General features: G+C 72.2%; 20 protein-coding genes. 11 read left to right on the top strand and 9 right to left on the bottom strand.

Annotated features, from left to right (window positions below; translation table 11 throughout):
• Positions 1-193: 193 nt before the first annotated feature.
• From C2L59_RS32860 to C2L59_RS32845, 4 genes are all read right to left on the bottom strand, one after another.
• Positions 194-1,423 carry an MFS transporter gene (locus C2L59_RS32860; RefSeq protein WP_103353433.1) on the bottom strand — a complete coding sequence of 410 codons (1,230 nt, stop codon included), beginning with the start codon at positions 1,421-1,423 and terminating at the stop codon, positions 194-196.
• A gap of 193 nt (positions 1,424-1,616) precedes the next feature.
• Entirely contained in the window at positions 1,617-2,636 is a 1,020-nt protein-coding gene (locus C2L59_RS32855; RefSeq protein WP_103353432.1) for a 4-oxalomesaconate tautomerase, read from the bottom strand.
• Positions 2,633-3,337 (bottom strand): 4-carboxy-4-hydroxy-2-oxoadipate aldolase/oxaloacetate decarboxylase, encoded by a 705-nt coding sequence (locus C2L59_RS32850; RefSeq protein WP_103353431.1) that lies wholly within the window; start codon positions 3,335-3,337, stop codon positions 2,633-2,635. Before C2L59_RS32850 ends, C2L59_RS32855 begins: the two co-directional genes overlap by 4 nt.
• 181 nt (positions 3,338-3,518) lie before the next feature.
• Positions 3,519-4,193 carry a GntR family transcriptional regulator gene (locus tag C2L59_RS32845; RefSeq protein WP_103353430.1) on the bottom strand — a complete coding sequence of 225 codons (675 nt, stop codon included), beginning with the start codon at positions 4,191-4,193 and terminating at the stop codon, positions 3,519-3,521.
• Between the two features lie 78 nt (positions 4,194-4,271).
• Here C2L59_RS32845 and C2L59_RS32840 point away from each other — a divergent pair, with 78 nt between their 5' ends.
• Entirely contained in the window at positions 4,272-5,042 is a 771-nt protein-coding gene (locus tag C2L59_RS32840; RefSeq protein ID WP_103353429.1) for a DUF1932 domain-containing protein, read from the top strand.
• 168 nt (positions 5,043-5,210) lie between these two features.
• Entirely contained in the window at positions 5,211-6,290 is a 1,080-nt protein-coding gene (locus C2L59_RS32835; RefSeq protein WP_103353428.1) for a spore photoproduct lyase family protein, read from the top strand.
• Here the strand turns inward: C2L59_RS32835 and C2L59_RS32830 are convergent.
• From C2L59_RS32830 to C2L59_RS32815, 4 genes are all read right to left on the bottom strand, one after another.
• On the bottom strand, positions 6,287-7,636 hold the full coding sequence (locus tag C2L59_RS32830; RefSeq protein ID WP_103353427.1) for an MFS transporter: 1,350 nt from the start codon (positions 7,634-7,636) through the stop codon (positions 6,287-6,289). The genes C2L59_RS32835 and C2L59_RS32830 overlap by 4 nt on opposite strands.
• A gap of 19 nt (positions 7,637-7,655) precedes the next feature.
• Complete coding sequence (locus C2L59_RS32825; protein ID WP_103353426.1) at positions 7,656-8,549, bottom strand: amidohydrolase family protein; 894 nt, start codon at positions 8,547-8,549, stop codon at positions 7,656-7,658.
• Positions 8,546-9,571, bottom strand: a complete 1,026-nt coding sequence (locus C2L59_RS32820; protein ID WP_103353425.1) for an amidohydrolase family protein — start codon at positions 9,569-9,571, stop codon at positions 8,546-8,548. Before C2L59_RS32820 ends, C2L59_RS32825 begins: the two co-directional genes overlap by 4 nt.
• 234 nt (positions 9,572-9,805) lie before the next feature.
• A complete protein-coding gene (locus C2L59_RS32815; RefSeq protein WP_103353424.1) occupies positions 9,806-10,966 on the bottom strand; it encodes an acyl-CoA dehydrogenase family protein in 1,161 nt (386 codons plus the stop codon).
• A 74-nt stretch (positions 10,967-11,040) separates the two neighbouring features.
• On the opposite strand from C2L59_RS32815, the gene C2L59_RS32810 reads away from it, so the two are divergent.
• From C2L59_RS32810 to C2L59_RS32770, 9 genes are all read left to right on the top strand, one after another.
• The gene (locus C2L59_RS32810) at positions 11,041-11,760 is read left to right on the top strand and encodes an ArsR family transcriptional regulator (protein WP_103353423.1); all 720 of its coding nucleotides are present in this window, start codon (positions 11,041-11,043) and stop codon (positions 11,758-11,760) included.
• On the top strand, positions 11,757-12,134 hold the full coding sequence (locus tag C2L59_RS32805; protein WP_103353422.1) for a VOC family protein: 378 nt from the start codon (positions 11,757-11,759) through the stop codon (positions 12,132-12,134). Before C2L59_RS32810 ends, C2L59_RS32805 begins: the two co-directional genes overlap by 4 nt.
• Positions 12,135-12,305: 171 nt before the next feature.
• A complete protein-coding gene (locus C2L59_RS32800) occupies positions 12,306-13,484 on the top strand; it encodes a carbohydrate-binding protein (RefSeq protein WP_103353421.1) in 1,179 nt (392 codons plus the stop codon).
• Between the two features lie 18 nt (positions 13,485-13,502).
• Positions 13,503-14,777 carry an extracellular solute-binding protein gene (locus C2L59_RS32795; protein WP_103353420.1) on the top strand — a complete coding sequence of 425 codons (1,275 nt, stop codon included), beginning with the start codon at positions 13,503-13,505 and terminating at the stop codon, positions 14,775-14,777.
• Between the two features lie 71 nt (positions 14,778-14,848).
• Positions 14,849-15,772 carry a carbohydrate ABC transporter permease gene (locus C2L59_RS32790; RefSeq protein ID WP_103353419.1) on the top strand — a complete coding sequence of 308 codons (924 nt, stop codon included), beginning with the start codon at positions 14,849-14,851 and terminating at the stop codon, positions 15,770-15,772.
• On the top strand, positions 15,769-16,587 hold the full coding sequence (locus tag C2L59_RS32785; RefSeq protein ID WP_103353418.1) for a carbohydrate ABC transporter permease: 819 nt from the start codon (positions 15,769-15,771) through the stop codon (positions 16,585-16,587). Before C2L59_RS32790 ends, C2L59_RS32785 begins: the two co-directional genes overlap by 4 nt.
• Positions 16,587-18,077: a beta-N-acetylhexosaminidase gene (locus tag C2L59_RS32780; RefSeq protein WP_103353417.1), complete on the top strand. Its 1,491-nt coding sequence runs from the start codon at positions 16,587-16,589 to the stop codon at positions 18,075-18,077. Before C2L59_RS32785 ends, C2L59_RS32780 begins: the two co-directional genes overlap by 1 nt.
• Before the next feature lie 5 nt (positions 18,078-18,082).
• Complete coding sequence (locus tag C2L59_RS32775) at positions 18,083-18,871, top strand: GntR family transcriptional regulator (RefSeq protein ID WP_233223820.1); 789 nt, start codon at positions 18,083-18,085, stop codon at positions 18,869-18,871.
• 283 nt (positions 18,872-19,154) lie between these two features.
• Positions 19,155-21,551 (top strand): hypothetical protein, encoded by a 2,397-nt coding sequence (locus tag C2L59_RS32770; RefSeq protein WP_103353415.1) that lies wholly within the window; start codon positions 19,155-19,157, stop codon positions 21,549-21,551.
• A 45-nt stretch (positions 21,552-21,596) separates the two neighbouring features.
• Here the strand turns inward: C2L59_RS32770 and C2L59_RS32765 are convergent, their stop codons facing one another.
• Complete coding sequence (locus C2L59_RS32765) at positions 21,597-22,367, bottom strand: MHYT domain-containing protein (protein ID WP_103353414.1); 771 nt, start codon at positions 22,365-22,367, stop codon at positions 21,597-21,599.

The following is a 22,367-nucleotide window of genomic DNA, read 5'->3' as shown; positions in this document are numbered from 1 at the left end:
CGGCCGGATGTCAGCCGATTCCCGCCCCGGCGACCCGAGTGGGCGGCTGGGACGATTCCGGGTATCCGGTACCGGACGAACCGCACGGAAGGGCGAGCCGATGAGCGACAAGGGCTGGTGAACACCGCGACCGAACCCCGTCCCCCGGTACCGGAAGGAGCACGCCATGAGCGACAAGGGCTGGTGAACCCCCTCAGGATTCGGCCGGCAGCGCGGCCGAAACGACGTCCGGGCGGCGACGCGCCCAGGCCGCGGCCGCGGCGAGCGCGGCCAGCGCTCCCGCGGTCCCCGCCCAGGCGATCGCCGTGGACGGCCCGGCCAGCTGGGCGAGCACCCCACCGGCCACGATGCCGAGCCCCTGCCCGGCGATCATCCCGGTCCGGGCAAACCCGAGGGTCCGCCCGCGCACCCGCGGCGGGGACAGCTGGACGAACGTCGCCCCCGCGGTCACCTGGTACGCCGAGCACAGCCCGGACACGAAGAGCAGGGCCAGTGCCGCGCCCAGGGTGGGCCGGCCCCAGAAGGCCACCAGCGGCGCCGACGTCCCGACCGCGAGCACCCCCAGCGCGCGCACCCGCACCGGCCGCGCGACCCGCCGCAGCAGCAGCGCGCCGGCGACCGCGCCCGCCGGTTCCGCGGCGAGCAGCACCCCGATCCAGCCGCCGCCCACGCCGACCTGCTGCGCGAACGGCACGGCGAGCCCCTCGGGGACGACGGTGAACAGCGCGAGCCAGCCCAGGCACACCAACGTGCCCAGCGTGCGGTCCCGGCCGACGGTCACCGCGCCCGCGGCGACCCGGCGCCAGGAGCGACGCCACCAGGTCGCCCCGCTTTCGCCGTCGCCGTCCGGCGGCGGGTGCGGGCCGAGGCCGGCCCGGATCAGCACGGCGGACACGGCGAACGTGGCGGCGTCGACGGCCAAGGCGGCGTGCGCGCCGACCGCGGTGACCACGAACGCGGCCGCGACGAACCCGAGCACCAGGCACAGCTGGGTGGTGACCTGCTGCACCGCCTGCCCGGCTTCGTAGCGGGGGCCCAGCAGCTCGGGCAGGACCGCGCCCTGCGCCGCCGAGAACGGCGCTTCGGCCAGCTGGACCAGCACGAGCAGCGCGGCCATCAGCGGCAACGGCACCACGGGCACGGCCATCACGGTCACCAGCACCGCCCGGACGGCGTCGCACGCCACCAGCAGGCGGCGGCGCGGGAACCGGTCGGCCAGCCACGAGAGCAGCGCCCCCGACACGAGCGCGGGCAGCATCGACAACGCGTACGTCGCCGCGCTCAGCGCCGCGGAACCGGTGCGCTGGAAGACGAGTATCGACAAGGCGACCCGCGCGAGCTGGTCCCCGGCCACCGACAGCAGGCCCGCCAGCCAGAGCACCCGGAACCCGCGCGCCGCGAACGCGGACCACGTCGCACCCATCCCCACCCCCAGGCCGTCACGCTGTGCGCGGACCGAGGAGCTCACCGTAGCGCCTGGTCCCCGCGGGCACCACCAGGTGGGCGGGCGTAGCAGCCGGAAGACCTGCCGGACGGCCCTGTCCCTTGGCCCGCTCGGCCCCGGTCCAGGTGACCGGCTCCCAGTCCGGCGCGAGGGGTCGGGTAAGGCAGGCTCCTCAGGACCGCGGGAAAACGGTGCCGTCGAACAGCTTCCGGGCGGTGCGGATGACCGTCGACCGGCGGACCCGGGACCCCTCGAACTCGATCGCGACGGCCAGTTTTCCGCTCGGGTGCTCGATTTCGATCGGCTCGCCCGCCGGCGGCTTCCGGAGGAGCTCGGCCCCGACGGCGCCGTCGAGCAGCAACGCCGTCACGACGCTGACGCCGCCGAGCACCCCGATCGACGGGTGCGGCTTGACCGGGATGAAGGTGCGGGTGGCGATGGCGCCGCCGTCGCGGGGCGCGGCGACCAGCGTGGTCTTCGGGACGGACGAGCCGCGGACGTCGCCGAGGCCCATCAGCTTCCCGGCCTCGATGCGCAGCGCGTCGATCCGCTCGCCCAGGCCGGGCTCGCCACCGAGGTCTTCGGCGCGCGCGACGACGACCGGCATCCCGTTGTCCACGCAGGTGACGGCGATGCCGCCGATGTCGTCGCGGACGTGGCCGGTGGGCAGGAGGCTGCCGCACACGGACCCTTCCGTCCCGGTGAAGTCGAGCTCGACCGGGGCGGCCGTGCCGGGCACGCCGGAGATGGCCGTGCCGCCGCGGTAGTCGGCTTCGCCGCCGGGCGTGGCGAAGGTCGCGACGGCGATCGAACCGGTGTTGAGCAGCCGCACGCGCACGGTGGTGCGCTCCGGGCCGGCGGCCACCAGCCCGCGTTCGACAGCGAACTGCCCGACGCCGGCGAGCAGGTTGCCGCACGTCTGGCGGTCGGAGACGGTGGGTTCCTCCACGCCGAGCTGCAGGAAGAGGTAGTCGACGTCGTGGCCGGCGTCGGTGGCTTTCGAGACGATCGCGACCTTGCTGGTGACGGGCTGCGCGCCGCCGAGACCGTCGATCTGGCGCGGGTCGGGGGTGCCCATGATCCGCAGCAGGAGGTCGTCGCGGGCGGCCGGGTCGGCGGGCAGGTCGCCGGCGAGGAAGTAGGCGCCCTTCGAGGTGCCGCCGCGCATGAGCATGCAGCGCACGCCGGTCATGCCTGCTCCTTTTCGTACTCCTCGGCGGTGAGGTACCGGACGCCGAGGGCTTCGAGCTTTTCGCGCAGCCCGTAGCGGTCGAGGCCGAGCTGGCCGGTGGCGAAGGCTTCCCGGGCGGCGGCTTCCTTTTCCAGCCGCGCCTTGGCTTTCTCCAGTCCGAGGGGGACATCCTCGCGGCGGACGCGGAGGACACCGTCGTCGTCCGCGAGGACGGCGTCGCCGGGCCGGACGAGCTGGCCGCCGACGACGACGGGCACGTTGACGGCCCCCGCGGTCGCCTTGACGGTGCCCTGCGCGCTGACCGCGGCCGACCAGACGGGGAAGCCGAGGGCGCGCAGATCGGCGACGTCCCGGACGCCGGTGGTGGTGACCAGGCCCCGCACCCCGCGGCGGCGCAGGGCGGTGGCGAAGAGCTCGCCGAAGAGGCCGTCCCGGTTCGGCGAGGTGGTGGTGACGACGAGGAGGTCGCCTTCGCGGCACTGCTCGACGGCCGCGTGAATCATCAGGTTGTCCCCGGGCCAGCAGAGCGCGGTGACGGCGGTGCCGCCGACGCGAGCCCCGTCCTGGATCGGCCGGAGGTCGGACCCGAGCAGCCCGGAGCGCCCGAGAGCCTCGTGAACGGTGGCGACGCCATAGTCCGCCAGCTGCGCGACCTGCTCGAGGTCGGCCCGCGGCGGCCCGGTGACGATGACGGGCTTCATACCGCCACCGTACGATCCAGTAGACGAAATTGTCAACAATTTTGGCGCCCAAGCTGGCTCGCACTCCTGGCAGTCGGTTCGCGTATCCAAAGGGTCGGTCCGCGTACCGGAAGGGTCGGCTCGCGTACTCGGACGGTCGGCTCGGCAGCCGACCCTCCGGGTACGCGGGCTGGCCGTGGGGTCAGGGGTGGAGCGGGGAGACCTCGGCGTCCGCCGCCTTGAGGGCCTCGATCACGCTCGCCAGGTGGACCCGCGCCGCCTCGGCGGCCGCGTCCGGGTGGTTCGCGCAGATCGCGTCGATGATCGCCAGGTGCTCCGGGAGCGAGACCTGCGGCCGCCCCGGGCGCATCGCCAGGCGGAACTGGTGGCGGACGCTTTGCCCGCGCAGCCGCTCCAGCACCTGCGCCGCCGTGCGCTGGCCGCTGATCTCGCGGATCCGGCGGTGCAGCCGCTGGTTGAGGCCCGAATACCCGACCACGTCCCCGCCCGCCACGGCCTGCTGCATCCGCTCGCCCAGTTCGCGCAGCTCGCCGACCTCGGCGTCCGAGATGCGCTCGGCCGCCTTCGCCGCGCACAGCGACTCGAGCATCATGCGGACCTCGGAAATCTCGACGGCCTCCTCGAGCGACACCGCACGCACCCGGGCGCCCCGGTTCTGCACCCGCTCGACGAGCCCCTCGTTCGTCAGCTCGATCAGCGCGGCCCGCACGGTCGCCCGGCTCGCTCCGAATTGCGCGGACAAATCCGCCTCGACCAGCCGCTGGTTGGGCACGAACTCGCCGCGGACGATGGCGTCGCGGATCGCCGCCACCGCGGAACGCTCCCCCGGCTGCCGGTCCGCAGCACTCTCGGTCATAGCCTGGACCCCGCCTTTGTTGACAATTTTGTCGAGCACATCGTGTACTCGATCGTAGCTGGCGAGGAGGATTCCGCTATGCCCGGAACCGTCGCGGTACTCGGACTCGGCGAAGCGGGCGGCGCGTTCGCCCGCGATCTGGTGGCCGCCGGGGTCACCGTCCGCGGGTACGACCCGGCCGTCCCCGCCGCCGCCGGCGTGGTCGCCACCGGCTCCGAAGCGGACGCCGCCCACGGCGCCGACCTCGTGCTCAGCGTCAACAGCGCGTCGGCCGCCCTCAGTGCACTGGAGGCCGGCCTCGAACCCGGCGCCGTCTGGGCCGACCTGAACACCGCCTCCCCCGGCACCAAACGGCAGCTGGCCGCGCTCGCCGCGGAAAGGGGCGCCTCCTTCGCCGACGTCGCGATCATGGCCCCCGTGCCCGGCCGCGGGCTGCGGGTCCCGATGCTGGCCACCGGACCCGCCGCCGGCACCGTCGCCGCGGTGCTCAACCCGCTCGGCGCGGCCGTCGAGGTCATGCCGGGCGAGGCCGGCCTCGCCGCCGAGCGCAAGCTGCTGCGCAGCGTCTTCTTCAAGGGCCTGTCCGCCGCCGTGGTCGAGGCCCTGCAGGCCGCGCGCGCCGCGGGCTGCGAGGACTGGTTGCGGAAGATCGTCGTCGGCGAGCTCACCGCCGCCGACGCGGCCACCGTGGACCGGCTGGTCGACGGCTCGTACCGGCACGCCGTCCGCCGCACCGCCGAGATGACGGCGGCCGCCGAGATGCTCGGCGAACTCGGCGTACGGGCCGACGTCGCCACCGCGGCCCGCGACCAGCTCCGCCGGCTGGCCCAAGATTGTCAGCAGTCTTGAGGTGACTCCACCCGGGAGGAAGAGGGACGAGGCTGCCGGGCGTCTCAGCCGACCGGGGCTCGGGCGGTGTCCCGGTCGCCCGCGTACTGTCCACAGTGGGCTTCGCGGTCACCGGCCTGCCGCCCGCGGGTAGACTCGGAGGTCCCGAGACTGCGCAGGTGAACCTTCGTGACAGACGCGGCCCTCGAGCGGGAGAAGCTGCTGGCGCCCTCGCGCATCTACGTCGAACCCGCCGCCGCCGAGCTCCCCCGCGGCCGCCAGGTGCTGGACCGCTTCCCCGACGCCACCGTCGTCGAAGTCGGCAGCCACTGGCGCATCCCCGAACTCCACGGCGACGAGACGAACGTCCGCCGCTGGGTGCGCATCAAGCGCGAGGCCCTCGTGCTGGGCGTCAAGAAGTCGCTGACCGCCCGGCCGAACGGGCGGTCCGCCGACTTCATCGCGCCCTCGACGTCCAACGGCTGCGCGATGGCGTGCGCCTACTGCTACGTCCCCCGCCGCAAGGGCTACTCCAACCCGATCACCGTCTTCGCCAACATCGAGCAGATCACCGGGTACCTGACCCGCCACATCGCCCGGCAGGGGCCGAAGGCCGAGCCGAACCAGTGCGACCCCGCCGCCTGGGTCTACGACATCGGCGAGAACTCCGACTGCTCGGTCGACGCACTGGTCAGCGACAACGTCGCGGACCTGATCGGCCTGTTCGCCGGCCAGCCGGCGGCCAAGGCGTCCTTCGCCACCAAGTACGTCCACCGCGGGCTGCTGGACCTGGCCCCGCGCGGCCGCACCCGCGTCCGGTTCTCGCTGATGCCCGAGCGGCCCGCGAAGCTGCTGGACCTGCGCACCAGCCCGATCGCCGACCGCCTGCGCGCGCTGGACGACTTCGTCGCCGCCGGGTACGAGGTGCACGTCAACCTGAGCCCCGTCGTCGTGTACGACGGGTGGCTGGCCGACTGGACGCGGCTGCTGCAGGACCTCGGGGACGCCACGAACGACGCCACCAAGGCCCAGCTGGCCGCGGAGGTGATCATGCTGACCCACAACCGCGACCTGCACGAGGTCAACCTCGGCTGGCACCCGAAGGCCGAGCAGGTCCTGTGGCGGCCCGACCTGCAGGAGACCAAGCGCAGCGAGGGCGGCGGCGTGAACGTCCGCTACCGCGCCGGCCACAAGCGGGCGCTGCTGGACGAGCTCCTCGACCTCATCGCCGTCCACGCCCCGTACCTGCGCGTCCGGTACGCGTTCTAGACCCCGGCCGCCGCGGGGGTGTGCGCGAGCCGCGCCTGCCGGGTCCGCGGCCCGAACAGCGCCAGCACCACCGCGCCGGCCAGCCACGTCCCGGCGATGAAGAAGAACACGCTCCGGTAGCCGCTGCCGTTGTACAGCCCGGCCACGATCAGCGGCCCGGCCGCGTTCGACAGCCGGCCGAGACCGTACGAGACGCCCGTGCCCAGGGACCGGCCGCGCGTGTCGAACAGCTCTGGCGAATACGCGTACCCGAGGGCCGTGTAGCCGCGCTCGAACATGTTGACCAGGAACCCGAACACCACGATCAGCACCGGGTCGAACGTCAGCCCGTAGAGCAGCCCGCACAGCGCGATCACCGCGCCGAACGCGACCAGGCACCACTTGCGCTCGAAGCGGTCGGTCACCAGGGCCGCCAGGTACGAGCCCAGCGGCGCCCCGACCGTCGTGAGGGCCACGTAAAACACGGATTTCTCGACGCTGAACCCCTCCTTGGCCAGCAGCGTCGGCGCCCAGCTCGAATAGCCGAAGAACCCGATCGTCTGGGTGACCCACAGCACGGTGAGCAGGAGCGTCGGCAGCAGGTACTTCTTGCGCAGCAACAGCCGCAGCGGCGCTTTGGCCACCGGGGCCTCGCCGGCCGGGGGCGCCGGCTCCGGCAGCGGCCCCTTCTCCGCCGCGACCTGCGCCTCGATCTCCCGCAGCACCGCGTCGGCCTTGGCGTGCTCGCCGCGGCTTTCGTACCAGCGCGGCGATTCCTTCAGGCGCCGGGTGAACAGCACGAGCAGGACCCCGAGGGCGCCCCACAGGTAGACCAGCCGCCAAGCCCGGTCGCCGAGCGGGACCACGACGCTGGCGATCAGGTTGGTCACCGGCGTGCCGCAGATGCCGATCACGATCGCGTACGCCTGGTACTTGCCGCGGTTCGCCGCCGGGTAGAGCTCGTTGACGTAGATCACCGCGACGACGGTCATCGCCGAGAGGCCCGCCGACGTCAGGACGCGGAACACGCCCAGCGACACGATGTCCCAGGAGAACACCGCCGCGAACGAAAAGACGCCGAACCACACCGTCGTCAGCACGAGCGCGTTCTTCCGGCCCCAGTGGTCGGCGATCGTGCTCGCGATGACGGACCCGAAGAACATCCCGACGAACGACAGCGAGGTCACATAGGCGACCTGGTTCACTGTGACGCCCCAGAGCTTGATCAGCTTGGGTGCGGTGGTGGCGAAGCTGTTGATGTCGGCGAACTCGAAGAAGTAGGCGAACGAGACGGCGAACAGGGTGTACTTGTGGAACCGGGCGATCGGCAGGCGGTTCAGCCGGTTGAGCGCGTTGGCGTGCTGCATTGCGGGCCCTTCCGGGGGTTCAGGCGGGTTCGCCGGGCCAGTAGAGGCGCATCGGGTTGCCGACGAGCAGCTTCCGCTGCGCTTCGGGGGTGTCCGCGACGTGCGGGACGTGGTCGACGAGCAGTCCGTCGTCGGGCATGTGGTGCTTCAGGTTGGGGTGCGGCCAGTCGGTCCCCCACAGCACCCGGTCCGGGAACTCCGCGACGACGCGGCGGGCGAACGGCACGACGTCGGCGTAGGCCGGCGGCCCGGTGACGGTCAGCCGCTCGGGGCAGCTCACCTTCACCCAGACGTCGTGGCGGCCGGCGAAGCTCAGTAACCGGCCGAATTCCGGGCCGTCCACGGGTTTCGTGACGTCGGGGCGTCCCATGTGGTCGATCACCAGCGGCACGGGCAGCGTGCCGAAGAAGCCTTCCAGCTCGGGCAGGTCGGCGGCCTCGAAGTAGAGGACGACGTGCCAGCCGAGCGGGGCGATCTTCTTTGCGATCGAGCTCAGGTCTTCCCGGGGCGAGGCGTCGACCAGCCGTTTGACGAAGTTGAACCGCACCCCGCGGACACCGGCCGCGTGCAGCTCCCGCAGCTCGGCGTCGCCGACGTCGGGACGGACGGTCGCCACCCCGCGCGCCCGGCCACCGGACGCGCGGACGGCGTCGACCATCGCGGAGTTGTCCGCGCCGTGGCAGGTGGCCTGCACGACGACGTTCCGGGCGACGCCGAGGTGGTCGCGCAGGGCGAACAGCTGTTCCTTGCTCGCGTCGCAGGGCGTGTACTTGCGCTCGGGCGCGAACGGGAACTCGGCCTGGGGGCCGAAGACGTGGCAGTGGGCGTCGACCGTGCCGGCCGGCAGCCGGAAGTCCGGTGTGGACGGATTCTCGCACCAATCCAGCCAGCCCGGCGTCCAGGGCGCGGTCACCGGCCCTGCTCCTTCAGGAGGGCGTCGAGACGTGGGTAGACGCGGCGGGCGTTGTGCTCGCGGATCGCCGCCCAGTCCGCTTCGGACAGTTTCGCGGCTTCGGCGTACCGGCGGGTGTCGTCGAAGTGGTGGCCGGTCCGCGGGTCGACGCTGCGGACGGCGCCGATCATCTCCGAGGCGAACAGGATGTTGCGCGCCGGGATGACGTCGAAGAGCAGGTCCGAGCCCGGCTGGTGGTAGACGCAGGTGTCGAAGAAGACGTTGTCCAGCACGTGCTCCTCCAGTTCGGGCTTGCCCATCGCCATGGCCAGGCCGCGGAACCGGCCCCAGTGGTAGGGCACCGCGCCGCCGCCGTGCGGGATGACCAGCCGCAGCGTCGGGAAGTCGGTGAACAGGTCGCCCTGCACGAGCTGCATGAACGCGGTCGTGTCGGCGTTCAGGTAGTGCGCGCCGGTGGTGTGGAACGCCGGGTTGACGCTGGTGCTGACGTGCACCATCGCCGGGATGTCGTACTCCACCATCTTCTCGTAGACCGGGTACCACGACCGGTCGGTGAGCGGCGGGGCCGTCCAGTGGCCGCCGCTCGGGTCCGGGTTGAGGTTGAGGGCGACGGCGCCGTACTCCTCGACGCAGCGGATCAGCTCCGGGACGCAGGTGGCGGGGTCGACGCCCGGGGACTGCGGGAGCATCGCGGCGGGCGCGAACCGCTCCGGGTAGAGCGTGCTGACGCGGTGGCAGAGCTCGTTGCAGATCGCCGCCCAGGTCGCCGAGGTGTCGAAGCCGCCGACGTGGTGGGCCATGAAGGAGGCGCGGGGCGAGAAGATCGTCAGGCCGATGCCGCGTTCGTCCATCAGGCGCAGCTGGTTCGGCTCGATCGTTTCGCGGAGTTCGTCGTCGCTGATCCGCAGGTCGGCGCGGGCCGGCACGGAAGAGGCGCCATCGAGGGCGGCGATCTGCTGGTCGCGCCAGGCCGCGAGGGCGGGTGGTGCGGTGGTGTAGTGGCCGTGGCAGTCGATGATCAAGGGGGGTCCTCGTCGCGTGGGGTCGTGATGGGAGCAGCGTAATCGTCGATGAGATTGTTAACAATATGTGCGACGAGTTTGTGACTGAGGAGAGTGGGGTTGTTGCTGTCGGGTGGCGGGCCGTCGTGCGCCCAGGCGTTGAAAAGATGTCCTCGCCGGACGGGCAGGCTCCGGGATGGCCCTCCCCCGCTCGCCGGCTGGGCGGGGCTCCAGCCGCGTGGGCTCGGCTCGGGGTCATACACCCCTTCCGCCGTGGCGGTGGATCAGCTGCCTGGTGATCACCGTCCGCTGGATCTCGTTGGTGCCCTCCCCCACGATCATCAGGGGCGCGTCGCGGAAGTAGCGCTCGACGTCGAACTCCGTCGAATAGCCGTAGCCGCCGTGGATGCGGACTGCGGTCAGGGCTGCCTCCATGGCCGTTTCGGAGGCGAACAGCTTGGCCATGGCGGCCTCGAGGTCGGCTCGGTCGCCCGAGTCGAAGCGGCGGGCGGCGTGGTGGACCAGCTGGCGGGCCGCCTCCAGTTTGGTGGCCATGTCGGCCAGGTGGTTGCCGATCGACTGGTGTTGCCAGATCGGCTTGCCGAACGTCTCGCGTTTCTGGGCGTAGCGCAGGGAGTCCTCGAGCGCCGCCCGGCCGACGCCCAGGGCGCGGGCGGCCACCTGGATCCGGCCCAGCTCCAGCCCGCGCATCATCTGGCGGAAGCCCTGGCCGGTTTCGCCGCCCAGCAAAGCGTTCGCCGGGACGCGGAAGTCCGTAAAGGACAGTTCGCAGCTCTCCACGCCCTTGTAGCCCAGCTTCGGCAGGTCGCGGGAAACCTCGAAGCCCGGGCCGTGCTCGACGAGCAGGATGCTGATGCCCGTGTGGGCCGGCTCCGCGTACGGGTCGGTCTTGCAGAGCAGGGCGACCAGCTGCGAGCGGCGGGCGTTGGTGATCCAGGTCTTTGCGCCGTCGACCACATAGGACTCGCCGTCGCGGCGGGCGGTGGTGCGCAACGCCTGCAGGTCGGAGCCGCCGCCGGGTTCGGTGAGGGCCATCGTGGCGCGGACCTCGCCGGTGGCCATCCGCGGCAGGTAACGCGCCTGCTGTTCGGGTGTGCCGTGACCGGCGATCAGCTCGGCGACGACGGTGTGGCCGCCCATCGCGCCGGCGAGGCTCATCCAGCCGCGGGCCAGCTCCTCGGTCACCTCGGCGTAGCAGCGGGCCGAGACCGGCGTCCCGCCCTGCGCTTCGGGGACGGCGAGCCCGAAGACGCCGAGTTCCTTCATCCGCTCGATGAGCGCTTCCGGGTAGGTGTCGGCGTGCTCCAGCTCCCGCGCCACCGGCCGGACGTCGCGGTCCACGAAGTCCCGCACGACCGCGACCATCCCGGCTTCTTCCTCGGTCAGCCCGTCCATCCGCTGTCCTTCCGCTCGGCTCGCCCCATCATGACCGCCTTTTGCATCAAACCGATTTGATGTAATCTCCGGGGATGGCCCCGGAGCCGCCCGCATTCGTCCGCCTGGCCGCCCACCCGCTGCGGTGGGCGCTGCTGACGGCGCTCGCCGGGGGTGATCTCCGGGTCCGGGAGCTCGTCGCGCTCGTCGGCGAGCCGCAGAACCTCGTCTCCTACCACCTGCGGCTGCTGCGCGAAGGCGGGCTGGTCACCACCGCCCGCAGCACCTTCGACGGCCGGGACAGCTACTACCACCTCGACCTCGGCCGGTGTGCGAGCGCGCTGGCCGCGGCCGGCGCGGCCCTGCACCCCGGCCTGCGCCCGGGAACGCCGGTCCCCGGCGGGAGCGCGGTGCTGTTCGTGTGCACCGGCAACAGCGCCCGCTCCCCGATCGCCGAAGCCCTGCTGCGGCGCCGGAGCGCGGGGAAGGTGACGGCGGCCAGCGCGGGCAGCCACCCGAAGGCCGCCCTGCACCCGGGCGCGGTCCGGGTGCTGAGCGAGGAGTTCGGCATCGACGTCGCCCGGCAGCGGCCGCGCCACCTCGACACCGTGGCCGGGCACCGGTTCGACCACGTGATCACGGTGTGCGACAAGGTGCGCGAGGTCTGCCCGGAGTTCCCCCACCACCCGCGCCGCCGCCACTGGAGCATCCCGGATCCGGCCGCGGACCCCGGTTCGTTCGCCCGGATCGCGGCGGAACTCGACACGCGCGTCCGGCACCTGCTGCCGGAACTCGGCCAGGAGGCCCGGCCATGAGCGACCAGTACGCCAGCGTCCGCTACCTCGTCGACGACGTCGCGGCGGCGATCGGGTTCTACACGACGCACCTGGGGTTCACGGTGCGGATGAGCGCCGCGCCGGCGTTCGCGGACGTCACCCGCGGTCCGCTGCGCCTGCTGCTTTCCGGGCCCGCCAGTTCGGGCGCCCGGGTGACACCGCCGGAGGTGGCGGTCGCGGGGCGCAACCGGATCCACCTGATCGTCGCCGACCTCGACGCCGAGATCGCCCGGCTGTCCGAGGCCGGGGTCGCCTTCCGCACCGAGGTGGTGTCGGGACCGGGCGGGCGGCAGATCCTCCTGGCCGATCCGGCCGGCAACCTCGTCGAGCTGTTCCAGCCCGCCGCCCGCTGACCCACCCCCGCCGGATGACCGCGGGGGTCTTCGCCGTGCCCGCAGAAATTACCAAAGGTAACTTCTGCTGCCCATCTTGACTTTACCAATGGTCAAGAGGAAGGTACTGGCCACCTGATTCGTCTAGACCAATCGGCGCTCCCCGCGGACGGCACCCCCAGGAGGAGACCCATGTCCCGGAAAACCCGCACCACCGCAGCAGTCCTGACGAGCGTCGCCACCGTGGCCGCGACCGCCCTGCTCCTCTCCGGCGGGGCCGACGCCAGCCCGGCGCCGGCCGCGGCCGCCGCGGCCGACTGCGGTGTGCTGTTCGACGACTTCCACTACGCCTCGCCCACCGATCCCGCGTTCGGCGGGGCCGGCTGGACCACGCGCAACGACGTCGGGAGCCCCGGGGTGCCCGGTGCGCGCTGGCTGACCGGCAACGTCAGCTTCCCGACCGTGGGCGGCGAGCGCGTCGCCCAGCTCACCGCGACCACCGACGGCAGCGCGGCCGGCACCACGCACGCCGAGCTCTACCAGAACCAGCTGCGGTTCCTGAACGGCACCTACGCCAGCCGGGTCCGCTTCACCGACGCGCCGGACAGCGGGCCCGACGGCGATCACGTCAACGAAACCTACTTCACGATCTCCCCGCTGCGGTACGACCGCGACCCGCTCTACAGCGAACTCGACTTCTCCGAGTACCTGCCCAACGGCGGCTGGGGCGGCCCGCAGGCCGACTACCAGACCAGCTGGTACACCTACTGGAACAGCCCGTCGTGGGACGGCCTGCGCACGTCCACCGCGCAGAACCGCAGCTTCGCCGGCTGGCACGACGTCGTCACGCAGGTGTCCGGCGGGCACGTGAAGTACTACATCGACGGCGTCCTGACCGCCGACCACACGACCGACGCGCAGGGCAACCCGGTGTACCCGCGCACGCCGATGTCGATCAACTACAACATGTGGTTCATCGACACCGCCGGGCACACGAGCGGGAACAGCGTCTACACCGAACAGGTCGACTGGACCTACTACGCGGGCAACCAGGTCGTCTCGCCCGCCGACGCCGTCGCGAAGGCCGGGCAGTACCGCGGTTCCGGAACGTCCCATGTGGACACGGTCAACGGCTGCACCACGCCGACCACCCCGCCGTCGACGACGTCGACCACGCCGACGACCCCCACCACCCCGACGACGCCGACTCAGCCCGCGAACTGTTCGGCGGCCCAGGAATGGGACTGGGGCACGGTGTACCTCGAGGGCCGGCGCGTGAAGCACAACGCCCACCTCTGGCAGGCGAACTGGTGGACCCAGGGTTCGGAACCCGGCCTCACCGCCCAGTGGCGCGACCTCGGCCACTGCTGACCTCCCAGGGAGCTCCTCATGCGCAGAAGCATTCTCGCCGCCGCCTTGGCCGTCGCCGCCATGACCGCCGCCGCCTGTGGTACCGACACCCCCGCTCCCGCCGCCCGTGGTGGCGCGCTGACCGTCTGGCTGATGAACGGCGACCTCAGCGACAAGGCCGCCGCCGCGATCGACACCGCCTTCGAGAAGGCCACCGGCGCCAAGGTCACCGTGCAGATCCAGGAATGGGACAACATCAACACGAAGATCAGCACCGCACTGGCCCAGGACAACACGCCCGACGTCATCGAAATCGGCAACACCGACGTCCCGCTGTTCGCCGCCAACGGCGCGCTGACCGACCTCAACCCGCACCGCGACGAGCTCGCCGCCGGCCAGAGCTGGCTGCCCGGCCTCGCCGGACCGGCCACTGTGGACGGACACCTGTACGCTGCGCCGCTGTTCGCCGGGAACCGGGCAGTGATCTACGACAAGCAGGTCTGGGCCGACGCCGGGGTCACCGCCCCGCCGGAGACCCTCGCCGAGCTCACCGCCGCCCTCGACAAGATCAAGGCGAAGCACCCCGCACCCGACTACTCGGCCTTCCACTTCCCCGGCCGGTACTGGTTCGGCGCGCTGCAGTTCGTCTGGGACGCCGGCGGACAGCTGGCCACGCAGCGGGACGGGAAGTGGGCCGGCGCCCTGGAAAGCCCGGAAGCGCTCAAGGGCCTGCAGGCGTGGAAGGACTTCCAGAACGCCTACTCCGCCCCCGCGTCCCGCAACGTCGACACCAAGGCCCCGGACCAGGCCGCCATCTTCTCCTCCGGCGGCGCCGCGGCCATCCTCGACACGAGCGTCAACACCGTGCTCAAGAACAAGCCGGAGCTGAAGGACCGCCTCGGCACCTTCCCGTTCCCGAGCGCCACGCCCGGGAAGACGCAACCGGTGTTCCTCGGCGGCTCCGACCTCGCCGTGGCCGCCAAGAGCCGCAACCAGGACCTCGCGCTGACCTACCTGAAAGCCGCCACGGACCCGGCCGTGCAGCGCGACGCCATCGCCGGCATCGACGGCTGGACACCGATCTCCACCGAGCTGATCGACCGGATCACCCCGGCCCTGCCGCCGCTCAACGCGGCCTTCGCGACGGCGGCGAAGACCAGCGTCGCCACCCCGGCCGCGCCCGGCTGGGCGACCATCGAGAGCGACAAGTCCATCAACACGTTCTTCGCCGACATCGCCACCGGACGGCGGCCGATCGCCGACGCGGCCCGGGAGTTCGACGCCCACCTCACCGAGGCGCTGGCCGCCCGCTGACCGGCGGGGTGGCCCGGCCGACCGCCGTCCCCGCCGCGCCACCCCGCCCCTGCTTCCGCGAAGGAGATCCCGTGCTGCTCGAGAAGGCACGCACCCGGGAAAGAACGCGACGCCGTTCCCTGCTCCCCTACGGCCTGCTCCTGCCCGCCACCGCGCTGCTCGGGCTGGTCCTCGGCTACCCGCTCGTCCGGCTGCTCGTCATCTCGCTGCAGGAGTACGGCCTGCGGTCGCTGTTCACCGGCCGGACGGGGTTCGCCGGCCTGGACAACTACACCGCCGTGCTCGGCGACCCCCAGCTGCTCCCGGTCCTCGCGCGCAGCATCGGCTTCTGCGCCGCGCTGGTGGCCGGGACGCTGGTGATCGGGTTCGGCGTCGCGCTCCTGCTGCAACGCCTCGGCCGCGGGATGCGGACGGCCGTGACGCTGTGCCTGATCGCGGCGTGGGCGCTGCCGAACGTGGCCTCGACGCTGGTCTGGCAGTGGCTCTTCCAGCCCGGGTACGGCGTGGTGAACTGGCTGCTGACCCGGCTCGGGTTCGGCGACCTCACCCAGCACGACTGGACGACGACCCCGGCGTCGGCGTTCACCCTCGTCTGGCTGCTCGTCGTGTGGCAGTCGGTCCCGTTCGTCGCGCTCACCCTGCACGCCGGCCTCTCGCAGATCCCGCGCTCCTACTACGAAGCCGCGGCACTGGACGGCGCCGGACCGTGGCGGGTGCACCGGACGATCACCTTCCCGTTCCTCCAGCCGATCCTCGGCCTGGTCACCATCCTCTCCGTCATCTGGGACTTCACCGTGTTCAACCAGATCTGGATCCTCACCCAGGGCGGCCCCGGCGGCGGCACCACGACACTCGGCATCTGGACGTTCACCCGCGCCTTCAGCCGCAACGACTTCGGCCAGGGCGCGGCGATCGCCGTCGTCTCGGTCGCGCTGCTGGTCGGGCTGACCGCGGTGTACGTGCGCCGCCTCGTCCGGTCCGGGGAGGAGCTGTGATCCGGCGGTTCGGCCGGAACACCGCGGCCACGATCTTCTGCCTGGTGTGGATCTTCCCGGTCTACTGGATGGTGCTCACGGCGTTCAAGCCGGCGGGCCGGATCCTGCAGCCCACGCCGGAGTTCCTGCCCTTCGACCTCACCCTGGACAACTTCGCCGGCGCCCTCGCCAAACCCGGTTTCGTGGCGGACCTCGTGAACAGCGTCGTGGTCGTCGTGGCGGTCGTCGTACTGTCCATCGTGGTCGCGTTCCTGGCCGCGACGGCGTTGACGCGTTTCCGGTTCTTCGGGCGCCGCAGCTTCCTCATCGGCGTGCTCGTGCTGCAGATGGTGCCGGTGCCCGCGCTGGTCATCCCGTTGTTCCTGAGCCTGAAGAGCGCACACCTGCTGGACACCCTCGCCGGGCTGATCCTGACCTACGTGGCGCTGGTGCTGCCGTTCACGATCTGGACGTTGCGCGGGTTCCTGCACGGCATCCCGGTCGAACTGGAGGAGGCCGCGCTGGTCGACGGCGCCACGCGCGGCCGGGTGATGCGCTCGGTGCTGCTGCCCCTGGTGCTGCCGGGGCTGATCGCGACCAGCGTGTTCGCCTTCATCACCGCGTGGAACGACTTCCTGTTCGCCTACGTCATCATGAAGGACAGCTCGGGCTACACGCTGCCGGTCTGGCTGGTCTCGTTCAGCACCAGCACGGGCACCGACTACGGCGGGCTCATCGCCGCGTCGACGCTGTTCGCGCTGCCCGTCGTCGTCTTCTTCGCGCTGGTGCAGCGCCACCTGGTCGAAGGCATGACCGCGGGCGCGGTGAAGGGCTGATGCTCATCCCGTACCCCGCCCGGCTGACCCGCCGTGCCGGTTCCTGCACGCCCACCGGGATCCTGGCGGGCCCGGGCACCCGGGGCCCGGCCCGGCTGCTCGCCGCCTGCACCGGGCTCCCGGTGGTCCACAATGGACCGGCTATCCGGTTGTCGCTGCGCCCGGGGTTCGGCCCGGAGGAGTACACCCTGGAGGTCACGCCCGAGGGCGCGCTGCTCACCGCGTCGACGGAGGCGGGCCTCCTGGCCGGCGTGCAGACGATCCGCCAGCTGTCCCCGAAACTGCCGTGCCTGTCGATCCGCGACGCGCCCCGCCTGCCCTGGCGCGGGGTGCTGCTGGACGTCGCCCGGCACTTCATGCCGCTGGAGTTCCTCCGCGAGTTCGTCGACCTGCTGGCCCTGCACAAGTACAACGTGCTGCACCTGCACCTCACCGACGACCAGGGCTGGCGGATCGAGATCGGCGGCTGGCCCCGGCTCACCGGGATCGGGGCGTGGCGCGCGGAGTCGATGGTCGGGCCCGCGGGCAGCGGCGTCTTCGACGGTGTCCCGCACGGCGGCTTCTACACCCAGCGCGAGCTGCGCGGACTCGTCGCCTTCGCCGCCGGGCGCGGGGTGCGGATCGTGCCCGAGATCGACCTGCCGGGGCACGTGCGCGCGGCGCTGGCCGCCTACCCGTCGCTGGGCAACCGGCCTTCGGTGGCGCTGCCGGTGTGGACGGAGTGGGGCATCAGCCCGGACATCCTCGGCGTCCACGACGGCGCCTTCGCCTTCTGCCGGGACGTCCTCACCCAGGTCGCGGCGGTCTTCCCGGCGCCGTACCTGCACATCGGCGGCGACGAATGCCCGACCACGCAGTGGGAAACCAGCCCGGTCGCGCAGGCCACCGCCGCCCGGCTCGGCGTGCACCCCGCCGAACTCCACCCGTGGTTCCTCGGCCGGCTGCACGACGTCGTCGCGAGCCTGGGCCGGCAGGCGGTGTGCTGGGACGAGACCGGCCACGCCGCGGGCCGGCTGCCCGCGGAGCTGATCGTCACGGCGTGGCGGGACGCCGCCCACGGCGCCCTCGCCGTGGCCCGCGGCCACCGGGTCGTCATGGCCCCGCACACGGCGACGTACTTCGACTACCGGCAGAGCGAGGACCCCGGCGAGCCACCACGCGAACCCGTGACGACGCTGGCGGACGTCTACCGGTTCGATCCCCTGGCCGGCGGCCTGCCGGTCAGCAACGGGACGACGCCCGGCGTGCTCGGCACGCAGGCCCAGCTGTGGACCGAGCACGCGCCGACCCCCGACCACGTCCGGCACCTGGCCTTCCCGCGGCTGTGCGCGCTGGCCGAGCGGGCGTGGTCGCCACCGGGCCGCGGTTATGCTGACTTCCACCAGCGCCTGACCGGGCACCTGCCCCGGCTGCGGGCGCTGGGTGCCCTGCCGAAGGAGCGCGTCCGGTTCGCCGGCGCAGTCCCCGTACCCGAAAAGACCGTGCCTTGACCGCTGTGCCATCCGGGCCGTCGCCCCAGGCCGGGGGCTCCACCACCCGGAACCCCCGGAAAGAAGGGGACGAGCCGGCCGACCGGCCGCCCACCGTGAAGCGCGACCGCGTCCGGCGGCACCTGCTGAAGGTGATCGAGAACGCCGGCCCCGGCACCGGGCTGGCCTCGGAACGGGACCTGGCCGCCGAGCTGGGCGTCTCCCGCCCGACTGTCCGGGCGGCCATCGACGAGCTGACCCGCACCGGGCTGCTCGTGCGCCAGCGCGGCCGCGGCACGTTCACCAGCCCGCACAAGGTCACCCAGGAGCTGGCCACCGGGCTCGCGGTGCCGCCCGCGGAAGGCCACTGGACCAGCCGGGTGGTCGCGTTCGCGGTTTCGCCGGCCCCGCGGTCCCTGGCCGCCGAGCTGGACCTCGAGGCGGGCGCGCCGGTGCTGCGCGTCACGCGGGTCCGGGATGTCGACGACGAGCCGATCGCGATCGAAAACCTGGCGTTGCCCGCCGCCCTGGTCCCCGGCCTGCAGCCGGCGGACCTCGAAACGGGCAACTTCTACCGCCTGCTGCGGCAACGCTTCGGCCTCGCCGTGCAGGACGCGGTGCAGACGATCGAACCCGCGGTCACCAACCCGGACCAGGCCGAGCTCCTCGAAATCGCGGTGTACGCCCCGATCCTGCACATCGAACGGCTCACCCGGGACACGACGGGCCGGATCGTCGAGCTGACCCGGTCGGTCTACCGCGGCGACCGCTACCGCATCACGTCGAAACTCCGCTTCGACGCCGAATCCGGATAAATCAAGGACAATAGATCTTCACCGGCCCGAAACCGGGCGGATGCGGCGACCACGCGTTACCCGATCGAGTGAATATACCGCAGCCATCCGGGTGACCCACGTCGACAAAACAGCTCGTCAGACCGGGCATCAACGGCATCCACTGACGAGTAATTGCGCTGTTCGCTTCGCCTTTTCGGCGCCTGGGTGAGAGTGCTTCAACACACTGCCGGTGCGGCATAGGATTTTCCTTCGGCCGGGAAACGATTCCCGGGCTTTCCGTCGAAAGAATCGAGGACCATTCATGCGAAGACGCATGCTGGGAGCGCTCCTGCCCCTGGTACTCGCCTCGGCCGCCGTCGTCCCGCTGCCCGCGGCCGCCGACCCCGCCCCGCCGGTCTCGGCGCTTACGAAGTCCGTGCAGGGCACCGGTTCCCCCGCCGACCACGGCGCGTCCGCGAACTGGGTGATCGGCTACGACGACCACGCCACCACGACCGGCGCCGCCACCATCACCGACGCCGTCGGCGCGGGCCTGGCCTACCAGTCCGGTTCGCTGCACGCGCCCCCCGGCTGGACGCCGGAGTGGTCGACCGACGGCAGCACGTTCACCGGTACCGAACCGGCGTCCGGCGTCACCGCGGTCCGCGCCACGAACCCCGCCGCCGGGCCCGACGCGACCCAGCTGTCCGGCGCGCTGACCCCGCCCGTGCAGGCGGTCACCACCGCCACCGGCGGCGACGGCTTTTCCCCGATCCTGTACCGCACCCCGAGCGGCGCGCTGCAGGCCTGGAACATCTACCACCACCTGGGGGCCACTTCGCCGAAGGTGGTCTGCACCGACCTCGCCTCCGGGACGCGGTGCCCGGGCGGCCCGTGGCCGAAGGTGCTCAACACCGCGCCCGGCCCGCTCGGCACCCTGGGGGCCGGGGACATCACCACCACCATGGTCGAGCAGTACGTCCGCGACCCCGCGGCACCCGGCAAGGTCTACTACCCCGCCGTGACGGCGGCCTCCGTCGGCGTCGCCTGCCTCGACATGGCGGCCTCGGCCAACTGCGGGTACTGGGCGCTGGCCGCCACCGGCGGATCGCCCGCGGTCAGCGGCATCACCGGGCTCGTGGAGACCGGCGGCAACATCTACGGCCTGGTCACCAGCGGCGCGGTGGTCTGCTGGACCATCGCCACGCAGAGTGCCTGCGGCGGCCAGCCGTACGCGCCGATCGCGCCGGCCATCAGCGGCAACCCGTACGTCTACGGCGCGCTGGACGTGGTGGCGGGCAAGGTGTTCGCGTCCTCGTCGAACCCCGGCACCGCGCAGGTGCCGTCGCTGGGCTGCTTCGACCCGGCGACGGCCACGGCGTGCGCCGGCTGGGCTTCCTGGCGGCCGGCGGGACCGGCGGGCAACTTGACCTTCACCGCGTACACGGCGTTCAGCGCGGCCGGTGCCCCGGTGGGCGTGTGCTCGTCGACGGGCGGTCCCACGAACGTCACGACCTGCTTCGCGGTCGACGGGTCGGCGCTGCCCGCACCGCCGGGTCCGGCCACGCTGCCGAACGGGACGTACGTCTTCAACCCGGAGGTCGTCACCGACCCGGGCGGTCACCTGCGCAGCTACTTCCCGGTCTGGAACGGCGGTATCGCGGGTGCGGCGGTGTGCCACGACTGGGCGACCGGGGCGGCGTGTGCGGGGCTGCCCGCCCTGATCACCCACCCGTCGGTGAACGGCGGCGCGACCCGGGACTACGGATACGCGTACGACGCGCCGTCGGGCTGCCTGATCGGCCTGGGCGACGCAGGCGTGCTGTTTTCGATGGACCCGGCGACCGGCGCCACCCCGTGCGTCCGCTCCGGCGGGCAGGTGACCCTGCGCCCGGGTGACTTCTACTGCGACGGCGCCTCGCACGTCCAGGGCTACACCTCGGCCCGGCTGACGGGTGTCGACCCGGCGAACATCGACTTCGCGGCGTCCCGGGTGACGGTGGTCGACCAGGACGGGGCAGTCGTACCGACCCCGGGCTTCGCGCCGGACGGCTCGGTCGACCTGACCGGCGTCTCGGTGGCGGCGCACCCGTCGATCACGGTGACGACCACGCTGGTCCTGCATTCCGCGGCCGGCTTCAGCGGTTCGCTGGTGGTCGACTTCGCGGGCGACGCACCGCAGCTGTGCTTCCGCACGACGATCTCGGCGGACTGCACGGTGACCTCGGTGGCGAACACGGCAACGGGCACGGACCCGACGGGTTCGTTCACGTCCAACACGGTGACGCTTCCGGTGGCCCCGGGCCCGACGTGCACCCCGAAGGTCACGGTGGAGAAGGAGATCTGCACGGCGATCCACCCGGCCCAGTGCGGCCCGGGCGGCGCGGGTCCGTGGGCGAAACAGGCCCCGGTGGGCCTGCTCGGGGTGCTCGCGGCCTCGGCGTACTGGCGGATCACGGTGACGAACCAGGGTCCGGTCGGGATCACGTCCGCGCAGGTGGTGGACACGGTGGAGCCGTCGTGCCAGACGGGTCCGTTCGTCCTGGCGGCGGGCCAGTCGAAGCAGGTGTACTGCGCGACGTACGCGTTGTTGAACCTGTTCCCGATCACCAACAAGGCGAAGGTGAGCTACGTGCCGGTGAACGTCCCGCCGGGAACGCCACCGTCCACAACGGACTGGTCGTCGGCGAAGGCGTGTTCGCTGATCTGCAGCCTGTAGGGAGGTGAAACGACGGCCCGCGGGGGCGTTCCCCCGCGGGCCGTCTCACACCGCCATGACGTCTTCGCCGGCCGGTGCCGGCTCGGCGTCCTTCGGCGAAACCGCCGGGGCCAGCAGCACCGCGCACAGCGGCACCGCCATCGCGATCGCCGCGAGCACGAACACCGGGAACAGGAACGAGAACACCTCCGCGCCCGCCGGGTCGGGGGCGTTCATGTCCATGCTCATGCGGACCGCCGCCATGCCCGTGTAGTGCATGCCCGTCACCGCCGCGCCCATCACGAAACCCGCCAGGAGGCGCAACGACAGGCGGTCCAGGAACACCGCGAACCACAGCGCCGCCGTGGCCGCCACCACCGCGATCACCACCGACAGCGCCACCAGGCCGCCGTCGTAGCCGAAGTCGCCCTTGACCCGAAGGGCCGACATTCCCGTGTAGTGCATGACGTTCACCGCCAAGCCCGTGATCACGCCGCCCAGGGCCAGGCGCCACCAGCCGAACTTCGCGCGGCCGCCCACCACCAGCAGGCCCGCGAACACCGCCGCCACCGACAGGACCGCCGACAGCACCGTGCGGAAGATGTCGTAGCGGACCGGCATGCCCGGGGTGCTGAACCCGAGCATCGCCACGAAGTGCATCAGCCAGATGCCGACGCCGCCGATCGAGACCGCCGCCAGCACCAGCCAGCGCAGGCGGTGGCGGGGGTCGGTCGCGTGGCGGGCCTGGACCGCGCACGCCAGCCCGAGCGCGCAGCCGACCACCGACGTCAGGTACGCCAGCACGAGCAGCCAGGGCCCCAGCGCGAAGTGCTCCAT

Origin of the sequence: Amycolatopsis sp. CA-128772, from assembly GCF_002904295.1 — a bacterium.
Taxonomy (GTDB): Bacteria; Actinomycetota; Actinomycetes; order Mycobacteriales; family Pseudonocardiaceae; genus Amycolatopsis.
The sequence above is the reverse complement of the archived record's forward strand: the minus strand, read 5'-3'. Positions and strand labels throughout refer to the sequence as shown.

Coding starts and splice junctions, on each gene's coding strand:
- C2L59_RS32860 (WP_103353433.1), bottom strand. CDS start 1,423: ATGGGTGCGACGTGGTCCGCGTTCGCGGCGCGCGGGTTCCGGGTGCTC.
- C2L59_RS32850 (WP_103353431.1), bottom strand. CDS start 3,337: ATGAAGCCCGTCATCGTCACCGGGCCGCCGCGGGCCGACCTCGAGCAG.
- C2L59_RS32780 (WP_103353417.1), top strand. CDS start 16,587: ATGCTCATCCCGTACCCCGCCCGGCTGACCCGCCGTGCCGGTTCCTGC.
- C2L59_RS32770 (WP_103353415.1), top strand. CDS start 19,155: ATGCGAAGACGCATGCTGGGAGCGCTCCTGCCCCTGGTACTCGCCTCG.
- C2L59_RS32815 (WP_103353424.1), bottom strand. CDS start 10,966: ATGGACGGGCTGACCGAGGAAGAAGCCGGGATGGTCGCGGTCGTGCGG.
- C2L59_RS32800 (WP_103353421.1), top strand. CDS start 12,306: ATGTCCCGGAAAACCCGCACCACCGCAGCAGTCCTGACGAGCGTCGCC.
- C2L59_RS32830 (WP_103353427.1), bottom strand. CDS start 7,636: ATGCAGCACGCCAACGCGCTCAACCGGCTGAACCGCCTGCCGATCGCC.
- C2L59_RS32845 (WP_103353430.1), bottom strand. CDS start 4,193: ATGACCGAGAGTGCTGCGGACCGGCAGCCGGGGGAGCGTTCCGCGGTG.
- C2L59_RS32795 (WP_103353420.1), top strand. CDS start 13,503: ATGCGCAGAAGCATTCTCGCCGCCGCCTTGGCCGTCGCCGCCATGACC.
- C2L59_RS32855 (WP_103353432.1), bottom strand. CDS start 2,636: ATGACCGGCGTGCGCTGCATGCTCATGCGCGGCGGCACCTCGAAGGGC.
- C2L59_RS32810 (WP_103353423.1), top strand. CDS start 11,041: ATGGCCCCGGAGCCGCCCGCATTCGTCCGCCTGGCCGCCCACCCGCTG.
- C2L59_RS32805 (WP_103353422.1), top strand. CDS start 11,757: ATGAGCGACCAGTACGCCAGCGTCCGCTACCTCGTCGACGACGTCGCG.
- C2L59_RS32765 (WP_103353414.1), bottom strand. CDS start 22,367: ATGGAGCACTTCGCGCTGGGGCCCTGGCTGCTCGTGCTGGCGTACCTG.
- C2L59_RS32840 (WP_103353429.1), top strand. CDS start 4,272: ATGCCCGGAACCGTCGCGGTACTCGGACTCGGCGAAGCGGGCGGCGCG.